Source organism: Clostridium sp. AF20-7 (genome assembly GCF_003479275.1).
Taxonomy (GTDB): domain Bacteria; phylum Bacillota; class Clostridia; order Lachnospirales; family Lachnospiraceae; genus Otoolea; species Otoolea fessa.
In genome coordinates this window covers 1-22,159 of record NZ_QUGF01000012.1, presented here as the reverse complement: position 1 = coordinate 22,159, position 22,159 = coordinate 1, and the positions used below count along the sequence as shown (strand labels likewise).

General features: G+C 51.5%; 19 protein-coding genes, 2 tRNA genes and 1 other RNA gene. 21 read left to right on the top strand and 1 reads right to left on the bottom strand.

The features are described 5' to 3' along the window. Nucleotides 1-33: 33 nt before the first annotated feature. The 12 genes from yabP to tadA all read left to right on the top strand — a co-directional run bounded on the left by yabP (nt 34) and on the right by tadA (nt 11,983). Entirely contained in the window at nt 34-318 is a 285-nt protein-coding gene (gene yabP, locus DWX68_RS12670) for a sporulation protein YabP (protein WP_022360387.1), read from the top strand. A gap of 10 nt (nt 319-328) precedes the next feature. Beyond that, on the top strand, nt 329-727 hold the full coding sequence (yabQ, locus tag DWX68_RS12665) for a spore cortex biosynthesis protein YabQ (protein WP_118629729.1): 399 nt from the start codon (nt 329-331) through the stop codon (nt 725-727). Between the two features lie 7 nt (nt 728-734). Further along, nucleotides 735-1,079: a septum formation initiator gene (locus DWX68_RS12660; RefSeq protein WP_182432189.1), complete on the top strand. Its 345-nt coding sequence runs from the start codon at nt 735-737 to the stop codon at nt 1,077-1,079. A 166-nt stretch (nt 1,080-1,245) separates the two neighbouring features. Further along, nucleotides 1,246-2,664 carry a SpoIIE family protein phosphatase gene (locus DWX68_RS12655; RefSeq protein WP_118629727.1) on the top strand — a complete coding sequence of 473 codons (1,419 nt, stop codon included), beginning with the start codon at nt 1,246-1,248 and terminating at the stop codon, nt 2,662-2,664. A gap of 276 nt (nt 2,665-2,940) precedes the next feature. Then, a complete protein-coding gene (tilS, locus tag DWX68_RS12650; RefSeq protein ID WP_243027774.1) occupies nt 2,941-4,284 on the top strand; it encodes a tRNA lysidine(34) synthetase TilS in 1,344 nt (447 codons plus the stop codon). Continuing rightward, complete coding sequence (gene hpt, locus DWX68_RS12645; protein ID WP_022360393.1) at nt 4,277-4,801, top strand: hypoxanthine phosphoribosyltransferase; 525 nt, start codon at nt 4,277-4,279, stop codon at nt 4,799-4,801. The genes tilS and hpt overlap by 8 nt, the downstream gene beginning before the upstream one ends. A gap of 57 nt (nt 4,802-4,858) precedes the next feature. After that, nucleotides 4,859-6,667: an ATP-dependent zinc metalloprotease FtsH gene (gene ftsH / locus DWX68_RS12640; protein WP_333489863.1), complete on the top strand. Its 1,809-nt coding sequence runs from the start codon at nt 4,859-4,861 to the stop codon at nt 6,665-6,667. Between the two features lie 587 nt (nt 6,668-7,254). Then, entirely contained in the window at nt 7,255-9,420 is a 2,166-nt protein-coding gene (locus tag DWX68_RS12635; RefSeq protein ID WP_118629723.1) for a glycoside hydrolase family 13 protein, read from the top strand. 156 nt (nt 9,421-9,576) lie between these two features. After that, nucleotides 9,577-9,658: transfer RNA gene (locus tag DWX68_RS12630), tRNA-Tyr, on the top strand. A gap of 33 nt (nt 9,659-9,691) precedes the next feature. After that, nucleotides 9,692-9,777 (top strand) — tRNA-Leu (locus DWX68_RS12625). Nucleotides 9,778-9,916: 139 nt separating this feature from the next. Beyond that, complete coding sequence (locus DWX68_RS12620; RefSeq protein WP_118629721.1) at nt 9,917-11,278, top strand: DUF6128 domain-containing protein; 1,362 nt, start codon at nt 9,917-9,919, stop codon at nt 11,276-11,278. Between the two features lie 216 nt (nt 11,279-11,494). Then, on the top strand, nt 11,495-11,983 hold the full coding sequence (tadA, locus tag DWX68_RS12615; RefSeq protein WP_118629791.1) for a tRNA adenosine(34) deaminase TadA: 489 nt from the start codon (nt 11,495-11,497) through the stop codon (nt 11,981-11,983). 56 nt (nt 11,984-12,039) lie between these two features. Here the strand turns inward: tadA and DWX68_RS12610 are convergent, their stop codons facing one another. Beyond that, the gene (locus tag DWX68_RS12610; protein WP_118629719.1) at nt 12,040-13,065 is read right to left on the bottom strand and encodes a branched-chain amino acid aminotransferase; all 1,026 of its coding nucleotides are present in this window, start codon (nt 13,063-13,065) and stop codon (nt 12,040-12,042) included. A 262-nt stretch (nt 13,066-13,327) separates the two neighbouring features. Between DWX68_RS12610 and ffs the strand changes: the two genes are divergently transcribed. The 9 genes from ffs to DWX68_RS14770 form a co-directional block, all read left to right on the top strand. Then, nucleotides 13,328-13,590, top strand: an RNA gene (gene ffs / locus DWX68_RS12605) — signal recognition particle sRNA large type. A gap of 336 nt (nt 13,591-13,926) precedes the next feature. Beyond that, nucleotides 13,927-15,006, top strand: coding sequence for an ATP-dependent 6-phosphofructokinase (locus DWX68_RS12600; RefSeq protein ID WP_117796688.1), 1,080 nt, complete (start codon nt 13,927-13,929; stop codon nt 15,004-15,006). Nucleotides 15,007-15,023: 17 nt separating this feature from the next. Then, a complete protein-coding gene (gene dnaX / locus DWX68_RS12595; protein WP_022359049.1) occupies nt 15,024-16,643 on the top strand; it encodes a DNA polymerase III subunit gamma/tau in 1,620 nt (539 codons plus the stop codon). 157 nt (nt 16,644-16,800) lie between these two features. Further along, nucleotides 16,801-17,154 carry a YbaB/EbfC family nucleoid-associated protein gene (locus tag DWX68_RS12590; RefSeq protein ID WP_022359050.1) on the top strand — a complete coding sequence of 118 codons (354 nt, stop codon included), beginning with the start codon at nt 16,801-16,803 and terminating at the stop codon, nt 17,152-17,154. A gap of 3 nt (nt 17,155-17,157) precedes the next feature. Beyond that, nucleotides 17,158-17,757 carry a recombination mediator RecR gene (gene recR, locus DWX68_RS12585; RefSeq protein WP_022359051.1) on the top strand — a complete coding sequence of 200 codons (600 nt, stop codon included), beginning with the start codon at nt 17,158-17,160 and terminating at the stop codon, nt 17,755-17,757. 90 nt (nt 17,758-17,847) lie between these two features. Further along, the gene (locus DWX68_RS12580; protein WP_118629717.1) at nt 17,848-20,094 is read left to right on the top strand and encodes a hypothetical protein; all 2,247 of its coding nucleotides are present in this window, start codon (nt 17,848-17,850) and stop codon (nt 20,092-20,094) included. A gap of 120 nt (nt 20,095-20,214) precedes the next feature. Next, nucleotides 20,215-21,039 (top strand): Cof-type HAD-IIB family hydrolase, encoded by an 825-nt coding sequence (locus DWX68_RS12575; RefSeq protein ID WP_118629715.1) that lies wholly within the window; start codon nt 20,215-20,217, stop codon nt 21,037-21,039. Next, nucleotides 21,024-21,758 carry a CvpA family protein gene (locus DWX68_RS12570; RefSeq protein WP_107001682.1) on the top strand — a complete coding sequence of 245 codons (735 nt, stop codon included), beginning with the start codon at nt 21,024-21,026 and terminating at the stop codon, nt 21,756-21,758. Before DWX68_RS12575 ends, DWX68_RS12570 begins: the two co-directional genes overlap by 16 nt. A gap of 212 nt (nt 21,759-21,970) precedes the next feature. Next, nucleotides 21,971-22,159 (top strand): hypothetical protein (locus DWX68_RS14770; protein WP_207663960.1); only part of this gene is annotated, 189 nt, incomplete at its 3' end.

Below are 22,159 nucleotides of genomic sequence, written 5' to 3'. Positions count from 1 at the left end.
GCTATAAGTTAGATAAATTGGGAGGTTTTTTGCATGGAAGAAAAATTGGATGCCAGACCTCACAAGCTGGAGCTTCTGAACCGGGAAAAGGGGAGTGTGACGGGGATCCAGGATGTGGTGTCATTTGATGAGAACCAGATGATTCTCGATACAAACATGGGGCTTCTGACGGTGCGTGGGAAGGCGCTGCATGTGAGCCGTCTGACGTTGGAAAAGGGCGAAGTGGATATTGAGGGCGAGTTTGAAAGCTTTTCGTATTCCTGCAACGAGTCCCACCGGAAATCGCAGGAGTCGTTCTTTGGACGGCTGTTCCGTTAGGCGGTGGCGGATGAACGGGACGGTGAGAGGGGAAATATGGCTGCTTGGCGGCAGTGTGTGTACGGGAATCGCGCTGATGATGATGTATGACGGGCTTAGGATCTTCCGGTGGCTGGTACGGCACAGCTCATTTTGGACAGGCATGGAGGATGCGGCGTATTGGCTCTTTGCCAGCTTTGCGACGTTCCGGCTTTTGTTCGGGCAGAATGACGGAGTTCTGCGCGGTTATGCGGTGGCGGGCGTGCTTGGCGGCATGGTGTTTTATGACCGGACGGGCAGCCGTCTTTTGTTTGCGGTATTGAAAAAATGCAGCGGATGGATTAAAATGAAAAGAAGAGGCAAAAAAAGCCAGAAGACCGGAAAGAAACGTACAACAAGGGGACAGGCAGAAAACATGGAAAGGAAGTGAGATGAGAATGCGTAGACAGATGTCGGAAGGCAGACCGGGTGGAAATGTGCGGAAAAAGAAAAAGGATAATTTAAACAACCGGATGGCGCTTGTGGGCGTTACGATGGTAGTGCTGAGTCTGGCGGCTGCCGTGCACATCAAGGGCATCGATCTCAAGGAAAAGGATAGGAGTTATTCAATTCGTGAGGAAAATCTGGAGGCGCAGGTTGCGAAAGAAGAAGAACGTGCCAAACAGCTTGAGGAATACCGCGTATACGTGCAGACCAAGCAGTATATCGAGAAGGTAGCGAAGGAGAAGCTGGGGCTTGTAAACCGCAATGAGATCCTGCTCAAGCCGTCGAATCCGAATTAGACTTGCAGCACATCATAGAATGCCTGGAGTATGGCACACGGGGGAGCAGTGTTCATAGATAGGTCGGAAAATGTCGAAGTTTTCCCTGGTTTTGCTCTGTCCGTTTGACAAATATTTCTCTCCAGCCTGTATATAATGGCGTTATACAGGTTAGGAGGGATTTTTTGTGCTTAAACGGAGAACTTTACATAGAGATATGGCGGATGTCAACGTCTACACGGCAAGACGTTTAAAGAGCATGGCACTGTCGCTGGGCGGTCTGGCGCAGGCATTTGCGGATGAGATCGGCGGGCAGGGGCATCTGACGAAGGAGGACGGGCTGGCGGCAATGCAGACGGCGGCGTCGGCGGTATGCGGCGATTGTACACGGTGCAACCTGTATTATGGCAACCGCCGGGACGACAGTTATTATCTCTATTATCTGCTTCGGACGTTCGAGCAGAAAGGGAAAATCGACCTGGAGGACATGCCGCGCCTGTTTCATGAGATTTGTTCCCAGAGAGGGGCATATTTGCGGGAATTGAACCGGAGCCTCGGCCGGGCGACGATGAATCTGGGGTGGAAAAACCGTTTTCTGGAAAGCCGGGATGCGGTGATCGTCCAGTTCCGGGAGCTGGCGGCGATTCTGGAGGAATTTTCCAACCAGATGGAGCAGGCGTCGGATGTGACGGCATCCTGGGAGGAGATGCTTTCGGGGATACTTCGCAGAAGCCATCTGCGCGTGGACAACATGCTGGTGCTTCAATATGAAAATCAGCAGAAGGAGGCGTTTCTCACACTCCGCAGCGTCAATGGGCGATGTATGACGGCGCGGGATGTGGCGGAACTTCTGGGACGCGCGATCGCCGGAAGTCACTGGAGTGTGGCGAAGGACAGCAAAAGCCTTATCACCCGCAATGCGGCGACCTTCCGTTTTGTGGAAGAAGGTAAATACCGGATGGTGTACGGCATGGCGTGCAGCCCCAGGGAGGGAGAACCGATTTCAGGCGACACGTGCACGGTGCAGACCGGGCTTCCGGGGCAGGTGATTATGAGCCTGTCGGACGGCATGGGAAGCGGCAGAAGCGCCAGCGAGGACAGCGAGAAGGTCATTGAGCTGACCCAGCGCCTGCTGGAGACGGGATTTTCGGCGCGATCGGCGCTCAAATTGGTAAATACGGTGCTTCTGCTGGCGGGTACGGAGCAGAATCCGGCAACAATCGATCTATGCTGTATCGATCTGGGGACAGGTGTGCTGGAAGCGATGAAGCTGGGCGCGGTGCCGACCTTTATTCTGGGGCGTGAGGGTGTTGAGTTTTTGGAAGCAGGCGGACTGCCGATGGGAATTGTACAGAACGCGGAGCCGGTTCTGATGTCGCGGAAAATGTGGGACGGCGAGAAAATCATTATGATAAGCGACGGTATTCTCGAAGCGATGCCGGGGGAACACAAGGAAGAGACGTTCATGGAATTTGTATCAAACCTTTCCGGCGGCAACCCGCAGGAACTGGCAGAACAGATCCTGGCGTTTGCGTCCGGGCTTTCGGACGGGGGTGTGGTGGATGACTGCACAGTGTTGGTCGGGACGGTGCTGGAACGTGGGTAGTTACTGTTTACGGGTAGGCACTTTTGGAACCGAAAGTGCCGTAAGAAAACGCGGTGGCAGCAGGAATTTGCCGTATTTAAATACGAAGCCACGGCAAATTCCGTTACTGGGCACGTATGCGTGAACAGTAACCGTGGGTAAACGGTAGAATCTGGCAGGTTGAGAAATAAGGGGAGATCCGTTATACTGTGAAGGTATTGAACAGTTACGAGTGGATTTATTTTTAAGAGGGATAAAAAGAAATATAAAAGAATGCAGAAACAAACAGAAATTTATATGAAACAAAATCATATGACCAGGCCGGGGGATGGCGTTCTGGTCGGTTTATCCGGGGGAGCGGATTCCGTCGGTCTTTTGCTGGTACTCTGGAAGCTGCGGGAGACGTTTCAGATTTCCCTGCGGGCGCTCCATGTCCATCACGGGCTGCGCGGCGCGGAGGCGGATCGGGACGCGGCATTTTCACGGATGCTGTGTGAACGGCTGGAAATTCCTTTTTATGAGTTCCGTATCGATGCGGCAAAAGAGGCGCTTGACCGGAAATGTTCCGTCGAGGAGGCGGGACGACTGGCACGGTACCGCCTGTATGAGGAGACGGCGCGGGCGTGGGAGGAAGAGATTCGGCAGGTTCATATCGCCACCGCCCACCATGCGGATGATAATGCGGAAACGGTTCTTTTTAACCTGTTCCGCGGAAGCGGTCTGACCGGGCTTTCCGGCATTGCTCCGGTGCGGGGGCGCATCATCCGTCCTCTTCTCTGGGCGCAGCGAAGCGAGATTCAGACCTGGCTTTTGCAGCAGGGACAGGACTGGGTCGAGGACTCGACGAACCAGGAGAGTGAATACAGCCGCAACTGGCTTCGGAATGAACTGCTTCCGGCGGTAGAAGAGCGCCTGAATGCACAGGCAGTCCGTCATATCGACCAGGCGGGCAGACGCATCCGGCAGGCAGATGCCTATCTGGAAGAGGTGGCAGAAGAATGGCTTCAAAAGCATGCACCGGACGGAAAGGCGGATGCAGGAGCGCTGGCAGAACAGGCGGAGATTGTGCAGGGTTATATCGTGCGGCGGTTGTTTTTAAAGAGCAAAATGCCGCTCCGGGACGTGACGGAGACGCATGTGCAGGCGGTGCGGGAACTTCTGCATCAGGGAACCGGAAAGAGTATTTCGCTGCCGCATGGGTTCCGGGCGGTAAATATATATGGATTTCTTGAAGTGCGCCCGCTTAGTCATCCAGGGGAAAGAAAAGGGGTTTTGCTTCCGGGCATCCAGAATGGGAATCTTTTGCAGATGCATACTTTCCCCTGTGAAAATGGGGATGAATTTCCGAAAAACCAGTATACGAAATGGTTTGACTATGATAAAATAAAAGGTACCTTATCGCTGAGACACCGGCAGCCGGGGGACTACCTGACATTGCCGTCCGGCGGTCGGAAGACGCTGAAATCTTGGATGATCGATGAGAAAATTCCGAGACAGGAGCGGGAGGAAATCTGGCTTCTGGCGGAAGAAAAACATATCCTGTGGATAGTGGGGCACCGGATCAGCGCATATTATAAGATAACAGAACAGACAAAAACCATCCTTGAGGTGGAATTTAACGGAGGAAAAAGCAGTGGCTGATAAGATTCGTGTATTATTAACGGAAGAAGAAGTAAACAAGAAGATCAGTGAAGTGGCAGCACAGATCAACAAAGATTATGAGGGAAAGGAAGTCCACCTGATCTGTATCTTAAAGGGCGGCGTATTCTTTACCTGTGAACTGGCAAAACGCCTGACCATTCCGGTTTCCCTGGATTTCATGTCTGTATCCAGCTACGGTTCCGACACCAAGTCAAGCGGTGTGGTAAAGATTATCAAGGATCTGGACGAGCCGCTGGAGGGCAAGAATGTCATCATCGTGGAGGACATCATCGATTCCGGACGCACCCTGGCATATCTGATCGAGGTATTAAAACAGAGAAATCCGAAAAATATCGAGCTGTGCACCCTGCTTGACAAGCCGGAGCGCCGCGTGAAAAAACAGGTTCAGGTTAAATATACCTGCTTTACAATCCCGGATGAGTTTGTCGTAGGTTACGGCCTGGATTACGATCAGAAATACCGCAACCTGCCGTACATCGGTGTTGTGGAAGTATAAGGAGGAAGCCAGTTGAAACAACGTCAGTCGATGGGAGGCGTGGGGCTTCTGATCCTCATGCTGCTCGTTATCATGTTTTTCTCGTTGAAAGTCCCTGGAATGGCGACGGAGCGGGAATTAAGCTATCCGGAGTTCATGGTATATCTGGAAAATAAGACCGTAGAGAGCGCACAGATCCGCCCGAACCGCGAGGTGCCGACCGGTGAGGTTATTTTTGAGACAACCTCCGGCGACCGGGAGGAGTTCAATGTGCTGGATGTGAAGGAAGTAGAGATGGCGCTTCGCAAGGCGGGGGTTCCGTACACGACCACCAGCGTCCGTCAGGACAGCTATTTTATGACGGTGATCCTGCCGATCGCTTTGTCCGCAGGCGTCCTGATCTTCCTGTTTATGTTTATCAATTCCCGTTCCGGCGGCGGGGCAAATGCCAAGATGATGAATTTTGGACGCAGCCGTGCCCGGATGGTATCGACCAGCAAGGTCAACTTTACCAAAGTTGCAGGTCTGGAAGAGGAGAAAGAGGAACTGGAGGAGATCGTAGATTTCCTGAAAAACCCGCAGAAATACACCGGTGTCGGGGCGCGCATCCCGAAAGGCGTGATCCTAGTCGGACCTCCAGGAACTGGTAAAACCTTGCTTGCTAAGGCCGTAGCGGGCGAGGCGGGTGTCCCGTTCTTCTCGATTTCCGGTTCGGATTTTGTTGAAATGTTCGTCGGTGTTGGCGCATCCCGTGTCCGCGACCTGTTTGAGGAAGCCAAAAAAAATGCCCCGTGTATCGTCTTTATCGATGAGATCGATGCGGTTGCCAGACAGCGTGGTACCGGCATGGGCGGTGGTCACGACGAGCGCGAGCAGACGCTCAATCAGCTTTTAGTTGAGATGGATGGTTTCGGCGTCAATGAGGGCATTATTGTCATGGCAGCGACGAACCGTGTGGATATTCTCGACCCGGCGATTCTGCGGCCGGGCAGATTTGACCGAAAGGTGGCAGTCGGACGACCGGATGTCAAGGGTCGCGAGGAGATTCTCGGCGTCCATACGAAGGAAAAACCGCTGGGCGAGGATGTGGATTTACACCGCATCGCGCAGACAACCGCTGGATTTACCGGAGCCGATCTGGAAAACCTGATGAATGAGGCGGCGATCAATACCGCAAAAGAGGGACGTAAGTTCCTGACCCAGACGGATATTGAGAAAGCCTTTATTAAAGTGGGAATCGGCGCTGAGAAGCGCAGCAAGGTAATTTCCGAAAAAGATAAGAAGATTACCGCATACCATGAGGCGGGTCATGCGATTCTGTTCCATGTCCTCCCGGATGTGGGACCGGTTCATACCGTTTCGATCATTCCGACCGGCGTTGGTGCGGCAGGTTATACGATGCCGCTTCCGGAGCAGGATGAGCTTCATATGACGAAGGGCAGAATGCTTCAAAATATCATGGTTTCGTTGGGCGGACGAATCGCCGAGGAGATTATCTTTGACGACATCACGACCGGCGCTTCCCAGGATATCAAGCAGGCGACCTCGATGGCGCGCGCGATGGTAACCGAGTACGGTATGTCAGAGAAACTGGGCATGATCAACTACGGCGGCGACAACAACGAGGTCTTTATTGGCCGCGACCTGGCGCATACGAGAACCTACAGCGAGGAAGTGGCGAGCGAGATCGACAGCGAGGTAAAGCGCATCATCGATGAGTGCTACGCCAAGGCAAAACGGATCATTCTCGACCATGAAGATGTGCTTCATTCCTGCTGTGCCCTGCTGATGGAGAAGGAGAAGATCGGCCAGGCTGAGTTTGAAGCGCTGTTTCAGGATGGAGAAAAGCCGTCAGGGGAAGCTGAAACTCCGGTGACAGAAGCATAAAAAGTTGAAAGCATGAGACAGGTCTGGAAATAAGCCTGAAAAAAGGTGCCAGTCAGCTGCCAGAATGTGCGGGAAAGATCCCGGACAGCCGTCTGATAGATGGAAATGGCAGCGGCGGCATCTTCTTTTATGCAAATTTCAGACGGGTTTTGCTGGATATTTCGGGAGAGAGTGCTGATTTGCACAAAAAAGAAATCGAAATAAAACGATGTTTGTGCACACTTATTTCCGCTCCTATGCTATTATAATAGACGTAACCCCCCCAATACATTATATAGTTTTTGCTACACCCCATAAAACGAAATACCTTCTCCTAAAAAGGTCAGCTACCCCGCTGACCTTTTTTATTTCATAGGAAATTACGTCCTATGAAACAAAAAACGCTCCGCGAGGATGCGCACTCGCGCGAAGCAGAAACATGTCGCAAGCGACCGCGCGAGACGCCCGAATGTGCCAAGGCACATTCTTTTTTATTACCTAAAATTAGGGGCGTGAAAATAACTTGTGTAATTTGGGGAAATCCTGTAAAATATGGGCAGAAAATAACATGATTGTGAAAGTGGTGAAACCGCTGGAAAGGGAAACAGATGGAGCAGATCAATCGCGACGCGCTATTTTGCGACGAGACAGAGGATTACCGTTGTCCTTCGGAGGCAGATGCGGGTGAAGTCGTTACATTTTATTTCAGAACAGAGAAAAATGGAGCAGATGCGGTTGTACTGCTGGAATATGACCCGGAGACCGGGGCGCTTTTGCAGGAGTGGCAGATGAAACGGCTTTCGTGGGAGTGCTGTGCTGGCAGCGTTGGGAACGGTGCAGATACAAATCGAGGCATAGATGGTAGCGGTATGGCTGACAAGTCAGACAGCCGTTTTGATTACTACAGCTGTGCGCTGACTCTGGGAACGAAAACATTTCCGTATGCATTTCAGGTAACCTGGGGCGAGAATGTCTGTCTTTACGACCGGATCGGGCTGACGGAGGATGCGGCGGCGCACCCGTTTCGCCTGATTCCGGGATTTCATGTGCCGGAGTGGAGCAAGGGCGCGCTGATGTACCAGATCTATGTGGATCGGTTCTGCAACGGCGATCCCACAAACGATACGGAAACCAATGAATATATTTATCTGAAAAAGCCGGTCACCCGGGTGACGGACTGGAAGGAACCGATCAGTACACTCGATGTGGGACGGTTTTACGGCGGTGATCTGCAGGGTGTTTTAGATAAGCTTGATTATTTAAAGAGTCTCAAGATAGAAGTGATCTACTTAAATCCGGTATTTGTATCACCGTCGAACCATAAGTATGACTGTCAGGACTACGACCATATCGATCCGCATTATGGAGTGATTCTGGAGGACGCAGACGGACTGGTGTGCCCGGAAGATACGGACAATGACCGCGCACATAAATATATGACGCGGACGGCGGATGAGCAGAACCTGGAGGCGAGCGATGCCTTTTTTGCCCGCCTGATTGAGGAAGCACACAAGCGGGGAATCCGGGTGCTGGTGGACGGTGTGTTCAACCATTGTGGTTCTTTCAATAAATGGCTGGATGCGGAACTTCTGTACCAGCACGCGGGCGGCTATCCGCAGGGGGCATATGTCTCGGAGGACAGCCCGTATCGCTATTTTTTCCAGTTCCACAATGAAAATGCCTGGCCGTTTAATGACAGCTACGACGGCTGGTGGGGACACGCGACGCTTCCGAAGCTCAATTACGAAGAATCGCCGGAATTGTACCAGTACATTCTGGGGATTGCGAAAAAATGGGTGTCGGCGCCGTTTGGAGCAGATGGCTGGCGGCTGGATGTGGCGGCAGATCTGGGTCGGAGCGCCGGGATGAACCATCAGTTCTGGCGTGATTTCCGCGCGGCAGTCAAGGAGGCAAATCCAGAGGCGGTCATGATTGCGGAACATTACGGCAGCCCGTATGACTGGCTGAAGGGCGATCAGTGGGATACGGTCATGAATTATGATGCGTTTATGGAGCCGCTGTCATGGTTTCTGACCGGTATGGAGAAGCACAGTGACGAAGAAAATCCAGCGCTGTTTGGGGATGGATGCGCCTTTTTTGAGGCGATGCGCTACCATATGAGTGAAATGCCGACGGCTTCCGTGCAGTGTGCAATGAACGAGCTGTCCAACCACGATCACTCCCGCTTTATGACGCGGACAAACCGCCGGGTGGGCCGTCTTGCGTCGGCAGGTGCAAAAGCAGCGGAGGAAGGCATCAGCTATGGCATTTTCCGCCAGGGTGTTGTCATGCAGATGACCTGGCCGGGCGCGCCGACGATCTATTACGGCGACGAAGCGGGCGTCTGTGGATGGACCGATCCGGACAGCCGCCGGACGTACCCGTGGGGCGGGGAAAACCTGGAGCTGATCGAGTTCCACCGCTACATGAGCGGCATCCGGAAACGCTGTCCGGCATTTAGAAATGGTTCCCTGAAAGCGCTGGCGGCGGGAGATGGCTATATTGCCTATGGACGTTTTCAGAGTGCTCAGAGAGCTGGCGGCGCGTGCTGCGGCGTGACGGCGGTCAATACAGGTGATGACTGGCTGACGCTCAAGATTCCGGTCTGGCAGATCGGGGCGCGCGACGGGGCGGTCCTGCGCCGGGAAATGATGACCTATGAGGACGGTTACAACGCCGGACAGGTTGAACATGAGGTAAAGGACGGCTATATCGAGGTGAAAATCCCACCGGTCGGAAGTATCGTTTTGACGGGAAATGATACGGCATTGTAGGAAATGCGGCTTCGACAAGATATATGATTTCTGGCAGTTGAACGAGAAGAATCAAAAGCAGGAAAAAATGGAAATAAAAATATTAAATAAAATATATAAAAACACTTGCTTTTTTGAGACAGCCATGTTATAATCTTCAACTGTCAGAGCAATTTTGGATGGGTTCCCGAGTGGCCAAAGGGGGCAGACTGTAAATCTGTTGCGTCTCGCTTCGGTGGTTCGAATCCACCTCCATCCATTTGGCTTTGTGCCAGTCATGAGTAATCATGATGCCGGCGTGGCGGAACTGGCAGACGCACAGGACTTAAAATCCTGCGAGGGTTAAACTTCGTACCGGTTCGATTCCGGTCGCCGGCAGTATCGGGAACAGTTTTTAACTGTTCCCGATTTTGCGTTATACGGACGTATTTGCAGCGCTGGTTTATATCGGGATATAGAAATCCTGTCATAAACCGGCGCTTCTTTTGCATATAATACAAAGCAAAGGAGTGAAAACATGTCTGCATATCATCGGTTAATATCATATATCTATGCATACGAGGGCGGAATCAAAGGGAAAAATACGGGATTTGCGAAATTGGAGACGCGGGGAACTTCCTGCCGGATTCAGGTCAGCGTCCGCCGTGTCTTTGCGGGCGGCAGCCCGATCGGCGTATACCTTCTGGCAGGGCAGGAGGAGATCCGTATCGGCACCCTGTTTGTCCGTGGCGGAAATGGGGAGTTCCGTGCCGTCGTCAATTGTGAAAATATTGAAGGAAGCGGCTGCAATATGGAAGAGTGCTGTGGTCTGACTCTTCATGAGACGGACAGCGCATGGCGTGCCTATACGACGATCTGGGAAGATGCCGTCGCGCATGCGGCAGAGGTTGAGCTGGCGGATGTGACTGCTGAGAAAGTGCGGGAGCAGGAAGCGGAGAAGGAAGGCGCAACGCGGAAACTGGCAGAAAATGTATCTGGGGAAGTGAACAGCGCGTCTGTAGGGAAAGAAAAATTGGATGAGGCGTCAGAACTTACCCGGTCGGGAGAAATGGAGAGTCAGGACACATCCACGGAGACAGAGAAGAAAGAAGCTGTGAATATAAACGAAACGGACTTCGGAATCAGCCAGCCCCAGCCAGAAAAGCTGGAGGATTCAAACCTGGAGATTTTCGAGGACACGGAAACCATGGAAGCGGTTCCAGATATCTCAGAAACATCCGATCATCAAGAGGCAGAAGTTGTTCAGGAAACGCAAACGGAAACACCGCAAGAAAGTTTTCAGGAATCCACTCAAGAAGTGCAAACGGAGACACCGAAGGAAAGTTTTCAGGAATCCTATCAGGAAGCACAGACAGAAGCACGGCGGAAAGATTCTCAAGAATCCACCCGGGAGGTCCGGAAAGAGGCGCTTCCAGATTCTCCACCAGACCATCAAGAAGCATTTCAGCCAGGCTCTCAAAATCAAAAACAACCGCAACCAGATTCTTCCAAGGAATTTCCCAAAGAAGATCCCGCCGAGTCCCTCTGGAACCGTCTGCGTGCTGCCTATCCCAAAGTAACCGCCTTCGAATGCGCCGACGGCTGCGAGATTCTGGTAATCAAACCGCAGGATATCGGGCTTCTGCCGCGGGAAAACTGGGTGTATGGAAATAACAGCTTTCTTCTGCACGGTTACTACAACTACCGATATCTGATTCTGGCGAGACTGGGGAAACCCGGCGAACGGGGGCGCTACATTCTGGGCGTGCCGGGACATTATGGAAACAATGAAAAATATATGGCGGCGATGTTCGGCTTTGACCGCTTTGTCCGTTCCACCCGCCAGCCGCCGCGCGACAGCCGGTTCGGGTACTGGTATACAGATTTGAATTTTACATAAAAGCCGGTCGCTCCTTTTAGAGAACTCTTGACAAAGGATAGCTTTTCTGGGTAGGATGGACACGGGTCAAATGCTTTCAGGTGTTTGGTTGGCAGCGGAGCAAACTTGCCGGGAAACTGAGATAAGGATGTCTGTTGTTGGAAGCGGATAAATTTGAATGGAGGAAAAGATAGAAATATATAAAACAAGAAAGAGGAAAAAACAGTGGCAGCAAAATTGACACGGGAAGAGAAATATATGAAAGCGGCGATCCGCGAGGCGAAGAAAGCCTGGGCGCTCGGAGAAGTGCCGATCGGCTGCGTGATCGTGTATGAGGACAAAATCATCGGCAGGGGTTACAACCGTCGGATGGTCGATCATAGCGCGCTGGCACATGCGGAGATCGCGGCAATCAAAAAAGCGTGCAAGCGCATGGGCGACTGGCGCCTGGAAGAATGTGAGCTGTACGTGACGTTGGAACCATGCCCGATGTGCGCAGGGGCGATCGTGCAGGCGCGGATTCCAAAAGTTTACATCGGTTCCATGAACCCGAAAGCCGGCTGCGCCGGTTCGGTACTGAATCTTCTGGATGAAAAAAGATTCAATCATCAGGTGGAGACAGAAGAAGGACTTTTGGGCGAGGAATGTTCGATGATGTTGAAAGAATTTTTCAAAGAATTGCGTGAAAAGAGAAAAAAGAAGAAAGAAGAAAAAGCTGGCAAATAAACCTCTGCCAGCTTTTTTAATTTCATATTTTCCGTTCAAACTGAAAGGTACAGTCCTTATTTGATTACGTGGATCCAGCCCTCCGGAGCTTTGATGTGACCCATCTGGATGCCGGTCAGTGTCTCGTAGAGTTTCTGGGTAACCGGACCCATCTTCTCCATACCTGCCGGGAAGCAGATTTCCTTGCCGTGGTCAACGATCTTGCCAACCGGGGAGATAACAGCTGCGGTACCGCACAGACCGCACTCTGCGAAATCCTTTACCTCGTCTAAGTATATTTCACGCTCTTCGGTCTCCATGCCGAGGTAATCTCTTGCAACCTGCAGGATAGAACGGCGTGTGATAGACGGAAGGATGCTGTTGGACTTCGGAGTTACCAGCTTGCCGTCTTTGGTGATAAAGATAACGTTTGCGCCGCCGGTCTCCTCGATCTTGGTACGTGTCTGCGGATCCAGGTAGATGTTCTCATCGAAACCGTTCTTATGAGCATCGACGATCGCATGCAGGCTCATCGCGTAGTTTAATCCGGCTTTGATGTGACCGGTTCCGTGAGGTGCTGCACGGTCGAAATCGCTGACGCGGATGGTGATCGGTTTAGCGCCGCCCTTGAAGTACGGGCCAACCGGTGTACAGAATACACGGAACTGATAGATGTTTGCCGGTTTAACGCCGATGATGGAATCATAACCGAACATATACGGGCGGATGTACAGGGTTGCACCGGAACCATACGGCGGTACGAATGCTGCGTTGGCTTCTACTACTTTTGTGATGGCGTCTACGAAGCGTTCCTTCGGGAATGGCGGCATTTCAAGGCCTTTTGCGGAATTCTCCATACGCTCGCCGTTTAAGTCAGGACGGAACGTAACGATATGGCCGTCCTCGGTCGTATACGCTTTCAGACCCTCGAAGCAGGTCTGTGCATACTGCAGAACACAGGCGCATTCATTCAGGGTAATATTCGGGTCGGAGGTAAGGACGCCTTCGTCCCAGGAACCATTCTGGTACATGGAAACATAGCGGTAATCCGTTGGCATATAGCCGAAACCGATGTTGCTCCAGTCGATATCTTTCTTTTCCATAATCGTTGCTCCAATCTTACAGAATTTTATGATTTAGTAACTGTTTGACTTTTTGCAGTCGCTAGATTTATACCTATTATAATGATTTCTTTCTTCTGTTGCAAGATTCTGGGATAAAAAATGATAAAAAAACAATAAAATGTATTTTTATACAATGCTTGTTAGTCAAGCTCCGGCTTGACAAAACGGTGGCTGCCATGTATACTAAACAGGCTGACGGTCTGCAGGTCATTCCGTCATATAAGACCAAGTCATAAAGTTTCCGCACAGCCGGGGAGTTAGCGGTGCCCTGTACCTGCAATCCGCTATAGCAGGGGTGTTGTCCGACCGAGGGCGTTTTTACTGTGGGGCTGCCCCTGAAAAGTGGCGTTGAAGTCTGGGTCTTGCGCAACAGAAATCTGTGAACCGTGTCAGGGCAGGAATGCAGCAGCACTAAGCAGAACCTTCTGTGTGCCGCAAGGCAGCCTGGACCGAGTTAACTGTCAGGGTAACGTTCATGGCATACGTTCGAAGCCGGGCGTGCGGATTTTTTTATTTCATAGGAAATTGCTTCCTATGAAATAAAAAATAGAAAATAATAGATACAGAAACAAGCATTTTTGCAGGTGTGTGAATATAGCCGGGATATGTGGAATTTGATTTGCCAAGGGGTAGGAATACCGTGCCGGAGCAGATTAAAAGCGCGTATCCCGGTATTTTTATGTCTATGATATTTGTAAGGAATTTTTTCTTGCCCGCGGGATATGATTGTATTATAATTACAAAATGGGTGTAGTTTATCCTGATATGGGGGTTGTTGGAAACTTAGAATAAGGGTAACTGTGAAGGTACTGGACGGTTATGAAGAAAGGGAAAGCGCTCATGAGAAGAATCGGTATGTTAACCAGCGGCGGCGACTGCCAGAGCTTAAATGCGACGATGCGAGGCGTGGCAAAATCGCTGTACAAGATGTTCGATGACATAGAGATAGTTGGATTTGAAGACGGCTATAAAGGTCTTATGTATGCAGACTACCGGATTATGAAACAGTCGGATTTTTCCGGGATTCTGACACGCGGAGGTACGATTCTGGGAACTTCCAGACAGCCTTTCAAGCTGATGCGGACGCCGGACGAGAACGGTCTGGATAAAGTGGAAGCGATGAAACACACCTATTACAAGCTGAAACTGGAATGCCTCGTCATTTTAGGCGGCAACGGCAGCCAGAAGACGGCAAATCTGCTGCGGGAGGAAGGACTCAATATCGTTTCTCTTCCGAAGACCATAGACAATGATCTCTGGGGCAGCGATCTTACGTTTGGATTCCATAGTGCGGTTGATGTAGCGACCAATGCCATCGACTGTATTCATACGACGGCGGCGTCTCATGGCAGAGTCTTCATCGTGGAGATCATGGGTCACAAGGTGGGATGGCTGGCGCTCTATGCAGGCATCGCGGGCGGAGCTGACATCATTCTCCTGCCGGAGATCCCGTATGATATTGATGTGGTGGTAAATGCGATCCGCAGCCGTACTAAAAATGGCAAGAATTTCACGATTCTGGCGGTCGCAGAGGGCGCGATTTCCAAGGAAAATGCAGCCCTGACCAAGAAAGAATTAAAAGAAAAGAAGAAAAATGGACCGGTTTATCCGTCGGTCGCTTACGAGCTGGGCGCCCAGATTTCCGAGCGGACGGGGCAGGAGATCCGTGTGACGGTTCCGGGGCATATGCAGCGCGGAGGCGAGCCATGCCCGTATGACCGCGTGATTGCGACGCGCCTCGGCGCGGAGGCAGCAGAGATGATCCGCCGCAAAGAATACGGCTATATGGTCGCTTTAAACAACAATAAGATTGAAAAAATTCCGCTTGCGGACATTGCCGGTAAATTAAAGATGGTCGATCCGAAGAGCGATATTATCCGGGAAGCTAAGGATGTAGGCATCAGCTTCGGCGACGAATAGTAAGGAAGTAGTAGTTTATGTCATATACAGCACTGTACAGAAAATGGCGTCCGACGTCCTTTGAAGAGGTCCGGGGTCAGGACCATATCGTAAAGACCCTGAAAAATCAGATCAACTCCGGGCGGATCGGGCACGCGTACCTCTTCTGCGGGACGCGCGGAACCGGTAAGACGAGTATTGCCAAGATCTTTGCACGGGCAGTCAACTGTGAACATCCGGTGGACGGCAGCCCCTGCGGCGAGTGCAGTATGTGCCGCCAGATTGCGGAAGGAGCTTCCCTCAATGTGGTGGAGATCGATGCGGCATCCAACAATGGTGTGGAAAATATCCGCGATATCCGGGAGCAGGTGCAGTACCCGCCGACGGATGGGCGCTACCGCGTCTACATCATTGACGAGGTTCATATGCTTTCGATTGGCGCGTTCAATGCGCTCTTAAAGACGCTGGAAGAACCGCCGTCCTACGTTATATTTATCTTGGCGACGACGGAGGTCCACAAGATCCCGATCACGATTCTGTCCCGGTGCCAGAGATATGATTTCAAGCGGATCTCGATCGATACCATCGCGGGACGGCTGGCGGAGCTGACGCAGGCGGAGCAGATCGATGTAGACGATCGGGCACTTAGGTATGTGGCACGTGCGGCGGATGGCTCGATGCGAGATGCGTTAAGTCTTCTCGATCAGTGCGTGGCGTTCCATTTCGGGGAAAAGCTGACGTATGACAATGTGCTCGAGGTGTTGGGCGCGGTCGATAACCGCGTGTTCAGCAAGCTGTTTCAGGCGGTGCTTGCAAGTGATACGAAGGCGTGCATCCGTGAGATTGAGGAAATGATCATCCAGGGGCGCGATCTTTCGCAGCTCGTCAACGATTTCGTCTGGTATATGCGAAATCTCCTGATTGCCAAGACGACCGACGAACCGGGCGATATGCTCGATATGTCGGAGGAAAATCTGGCAGTTTTAAAGGAAGAGGCGGCAGGCGTTGATACGGAAACGCTGATGCGTTACATCCGTATTTTCTCGGAACTTTCCGGGCAGCTGCGCTACGCGTCACAGAAGCGGATTCTGGTGGAGATTGCCTTTATCAAGCTGACGACGCCGTCGATGGAACAGAATCTTGATTCCATTTTACAGCGGATTACGCTATTAGAGCAGAAAATGCAGGAAATGCCGGACAATCTACAGAAACTGGCGTCCCTTGCACCGGCAGCGGGGCAGGCGGCATCCTCCAAAACGGCTGTGGTGGAAACGCCGCCTGAGCCGAAGACGGTATCCCTTCCGCCGGCACAGTACGAAGATCTGATGCTGATGCGGAAAGAATGGGGACGGATTGCGTCCCTGAGCCAGCTTGTGGGTTCGATTAGACTCAGTCTTCCCAAGACAAGTGTAGAACCGGCGGGCGAAGGCTGCCTTTGCATTGTGTGTACAGATGAAAATACGTTTGGAATTATCAATCGGGAGCCTGAACTTAAAAATTTGCAGGAAGTAGTGCAAGAAAAATACAAAAAGACTCTGCAATTTAAAGTCCGTTTAGAATCATCTGCTGTGCCGCAAAGAACGGTTTATGTCAGTGATGAGGATTTAAAGAACGCAATCCATACCGATGTGATTGTCGAAGAGGATGATTCCGTGTAGTGGAGCTTGCCAAAGATGAGCCTTGTTTTGTAATGCAAGAAGCTGTGATTAAATGCAGATAAATGATATTAGTGGGTTTATATGATATATAGAACCGGCTGCAATCGGCAGCCAGTCTGAATATAAATAAAAAGAAGTGAAAGAGAGGAATGACACCATGGCAAAACGTGGCGGTTTCCCAGGCGGTATGCCGGGCAATATGAACAATTTAATGAAGCAGGCGCAGAGAATGCAGCGCCAGATGGAAGAGAAGCAGAAAGAGCTGGAGGAGAAGCAGTACAGCGCATCCGCGGGCGGCGGCGCTGTAACCGTGACCGTATCTGGTAAAAAAGAGGTTCTTTCCGTGAAACTGTCTGAGGAAGTAGTGGATCCGGATGATATCGAGATGTTAGAGGATCTGATCGTGGCGGCGACCAACGAGGCATTCCGTCAGGCGGAAGAGGACAGCAGCCAGATGATGTCCCAGTTGACCGGTGGCCTTGGCGGTCTGGGAGGCGGATTCCCGTTTTAAGCGATGGATTATTACAGCAGCCAGATTAGCAAGCTAATCGAAGAATTGTCAAAACTTCCCGGAATCGGAAGTAAATCGGCGCAGCGTCTTGCATTTCATATCATCAATATGCCGGAAGAACAGGTCAGGCACTTGTCCGGCGCGATTCTGGAAGCCAAGCAGAATGTGCGTTACTGCAAGGAGTGCTGCACATTGACTGATAAGGAACTGTGCCCGATCTGCAGCAGCGACCGGCGAGATCATGAGACGATCATGGTGGTGGAAAATACGCGCGATCTGGCGGCATATGAGAAGACAGGAAAATACAACGGGGTCTATCATGTGCTGCATGGGGCGATCTCCCCGATGCTGGGGATCGGGCCGGGCGACATCCGGCTCAAGGAGCTGATGACTCGCCTGCAGAAAGAGGAGGTTCGTGAGGTCATTATCGCAACCAACTCAAGCCTGGAGGGCGAGACGACCGCGATGTATTTGAGCAAGCTGATTAAGCCGACAGGGATCCGGGTGACGCGAATCGCCAGCGGCGTTCCGGTCGGGGGCGACTTGGAATATATTGATGAGGTAACGCTTCTGCGCGCGCTGGATGGGCGTACAGAGCTGTAGCCGGTGAGCAAATAAAACGTTACTGGGCACGTATGCGTGAACAGTAACAATAAAACTTCTGCCGCGGCAGGAAGTTAGGAGATGCATAAGATGGATAAATACGAGTTTAACATCAAGGTAGAGCAGATTAAGAAACTGGTTAACAAGGGAGATTTCGAGACGGCGATGAAGATCGCCGATACCATCGACTGGCGTCGTGTACGCAGCACCAGCCTGCTTACGATGATTTCCCAGATTTATGAGAAAAATGCAGAGTATCAGGATGCCAAGGATATTTTATTGCTGGCATATGAGAGAGCGCCGCTTGGAAAGGGGCTTTTATATAAGCTGACTGACCTTGCATTGCGTGAAAATAATATTCAGGAGGCAGAGGCATATTACCGGGAGTTCTGTGAGCTGTCCGGCGATGACCCGCGCCAGTATCTGCTTCGTTTCCTGATTCTGGAGGCGAAGGATGCGCCGTTAGAGCAGCAGATCAATTCTCTGGAGAGATATTGTCAGGAAGAGCTGGATGAGAAATGGCTGTACCACCTGGCAGAGCTTTATCATCAGGCGAACCAGGCGGACGACTGTGTGCGGATCTGCGACAAGATCATGCTGATGTTCGGTCTTGGCAAATATGTGGACAAGGCAATGGAACTGAAACTTCAGTATGCGCCGCTGACGAAATATCAGATGGATCTGGTGGAAAACCGCGAGAAGTACGAAGAGAAGCTGCGTGCGGTGGAAGAAGAGTACAAGAACGGTACATACCGCAAGCCGGAGCCGGAAGGAGAGTATCTGGATACGGATGAGCCGGAGGCAGAGCTGGACGACGAACCGGAGAATGAGCCGGAGGGACAGTCAGAGCAGGCAGAGCCAGAAGAGAAGGCTGGAAAACCGAAAGCCGAGACAAAACCGGCGGACGAGAAAGTAGAAAAGACTGCGCTGGACGAGGATGTAGTAGCAAGCCTTCATGAAGCACAGGCGGAAGAAGCGCTGGCAAAAGAAGTGTCCAAGATCAAGCCTTACGATGAGGAAGAGGGCGCATCCGAAGGGGAGACACGTGTTTTCAGGAATCTCCGCGACCTGGAACCGGCAGAGGCAGAGGAAAAGAGCGAGGAAGCTCCGATTCATGAATTTGAAGAGGAAGAGGAAACCATAGTGGAAGACTGGGATTTCGAACCGGAAGAGGAAGAAGAGGAGATCAAGGAATCAAATCATCTGATGATCGAGGCGGAAGATCCGGCAGCCGGTCTTGCGATGGCACTTGATTCCCTGAAAAAGATTCACCGCGAGCTGGGAACCAAGCATCCGGTTGCCAAGATCAGCGGTGCAAACCTATCCCATCGCGGCATCGCATCGGTGGCGGAGCGCCTGGCAGGCAAGGATCTGGTGGTCGAGCATGCAGCTGATCTGGACGATTTGACGGTGGAAGAGCTGGAAGAACTGATGACACAGGATGAAACCGGCATGGTCGTTGTTCTGATTGATACGCAGGCACGTTTAGAGCAGATGCACCGCGCATATCCGGCATTAGCAGAGCGTTTCCAGTATATCGGCTGTGAAAACCAGAAAGACGATGCAGCGAAGCTGGCACAGGCGCGCGAGGAAGAGCTGAAACGCCAGCAGGCGCAGCAGGAAGCAGAAGCAGCCAGAAAACGCCAGGCAGAGCGTGAGGCGGAGATCCGCCGTCAGGCAGAAAAAGAGGCAGAGGAAAAACGCAGACAGCAGGAAGCAGCAGCCCGCCGTGAGGAAGAAGAGCGCGCCAAGGCAGAAGCACAGGCACTGGCAGCCAAAGAGGCAGAAGAAGCGCGTAAAGCGGAGGAAGACCGCCGTCTGGCAGAGCGGCAGAGAGAAGAACTGCGCCGTCAGGAAGAGGCAAGACGCGATGACGAGCCGGAGTATGAAGACGAAGAAGATCACTACGAGAAGGACGAGTATGAGCCGGAGGATGATTATGCGCGTGGCGGCTATCGTGATGATTATAAGGACGATTACAAAGACAGCTATAAAGACGAACGCGAAGACGACGAGTATTCCAATTATCCAGAGGATGAGCCGGAAGAGAAACCGTCCAAAAAGTCCGGCGATATGGATGTTGAGGAGTTTGTTCAGTATGCCTGCAAATATGCATCGGAGATCGACTGCAGTATTTCGGGAAAGAGCATGCTGGCTCTGTACGAGCGCGCTGAGATGATGGAGGAGGATGGAGAACCGCTTACCAAGACAAGTGCCGAAGATTTGATCGAGGAAGCTGCAGATAAGGCGGAGAAGAAATCCTTCAGCGGACTGTTCTCATCGAAATATGATAAGGATGGACTTCTGATTCTGAAAGAGAAACATTTCTTTGATTAATTAAAACAATTCGAGAAATTTTAAAATTAAAACTAATTAGTAAAAGAGAGCGCTGCGGGGGAATGCTTCCCGGCAGCGTTTTCTGGTAGTGGACAGTAAAAAGAGATACGGGAGAGAAAGATGGGAACACGGTTAATAGCCCTCGATTTAGATGGGACACTGTTAAATGAAAAAATGCACGTGTCGGAAAAAACAAGACAGGTGATGGAACTGTGCGCGCAGCGGGGGATTGAGATTGTCCCGGCGACCGGGCGCGCGCTCCCGGCAGTGCCAGAGGAGGTTTTGAGCCTGCCGGGCGTCCACTATGGCATATTTACAAATGGGGCGGTCGTCCGGGATTTCGGGAAAAATACCTGGGTGTCGGAAAGCTGCCTGAGCTGGGAAGAGACGATCCGGGTGATTGAGGTGCTGCGCCGGCATCCGGTTATTTACGATATGTATGTATCGGAGGGCGGCGTCAGCGAGACGCGATTGCTGGCACAGCTGGAAGAATACGGGATACCGGAACGTGAATGCGCCTATATCCGGGCGACGCGCCGGGCAGTTACTGACATGGTGGAGTATCTGCGGGAGAAAAAATGCCCGGTGCAGAAGATGAATTTAAATTTTAAGGACCGGGAGAGCAAGCAGGCAGTCCGGGCAAAGCTGGAAGCGATGCCGGAGGTTCTGGTGACCTCCTCGCTTCCGTGGAATCTGGAACTCAACGCGGCGGGCATCACAAAGGGAAGCGGGCTGCGGAATCTCTGTCAGTATCTGGGAATTGAAGCGGAGGAGACGATGGCATTTGGAGACGGCGAAAACGACTGGCCCATGCTGGAGGCAGCAGGAATCGGCGTAGCGATGGGAAATGGCGCCCCATTTTTAAAGGAACGCGCAGACCGGATTGCCGCTTCGAACCGGGAAGAGGGCGTAGCGGAGGCGATCAGACAATGGGTGCTTATATAAAAGAAAACTGGCTGTTCGTGGTGGTGGCAGTCTATCTGGTTTCCATGGTACTGTACGGGCATTACCGCGGATTTGTCCGCCTGGCAGTCTCGGCCGTTTCCCTGGTGCTGTCGCTGGGGGTGGTTCATTTTGGTGCGCCGTCTGTCGCGAATCTGCTTCGCAGCAATGAGGTGGTCTATCAGGCGGTGGAGGACAGCGTGACGAAATTTATTCAAAAGGACGATGAGGCGGAAAATGAGGCAGCTGACGCGGCGCCGCCATCCGTACAGCGCAGTATTATTGAAGAAATGGAGCTTCCGGAACAGTTAAAGGATGCGCTTCTGGAGAATAATAACAGCGAAGTTTACGAGGCGCTGGGTGTAAGCAGCTTTACCCACTACGTCAGCCGTTATCTGGCAAACAGCCTGATCAATATTATAAGTTTTTTTCTGCTGTTTGCAGCCGTGTTCGGCGGACTGCGTGTTCTGTCCGTATCGCTCAATGTGGTCTCCCGGCTGCCGATCATATCGGGACTGAACCGTCTGGCAGGTGCCGTGCTGGGGGGTGCGGAAGGGATCTTTTTCGTCTGGATTGCAGCACTGCTTATTACACTGTTCTCGGCAACGGCGATTGGTGAACTTTTCCTGAACCAGATAGAAAGCAATATCTGGCTGACCTGGCTGTATGACCACAATATGCTTGGAAGCATCCTGATGGGTGTTGTGAAACGGATTATTTAAAATTTTATAGAGAAGAAAACCTGTGATATTGAATGCTTCGTTACAGCTTTCGTGCTGTGCAGATGGGAATGAGAAATTTGAGAAAAGCAAGTAAAAAATCCCTTGACAAGTTAATGTTGAAATGGTAAACTTTAACTCTAACGTATTTTGACGTTGGTCTGCATATGCAGAGAGAATCGAATATCACAGGTTTTCTTATTTACAGAAATGTTTTGGAAATTAAGAAAAAACAGTTGACAACGACAACTACCTATGATATGATATTCAAGCTGTTGGACGAGAGTTCGGCTGCAAAAAATAAAATAAAAAAGTTGTTGACAAAGTCAATTGCTTATGGTAATATAAATAAGCTGTCGCTGAGACAACAACAAAGAACCTTGAAAACTGAACAGTATGTAAAA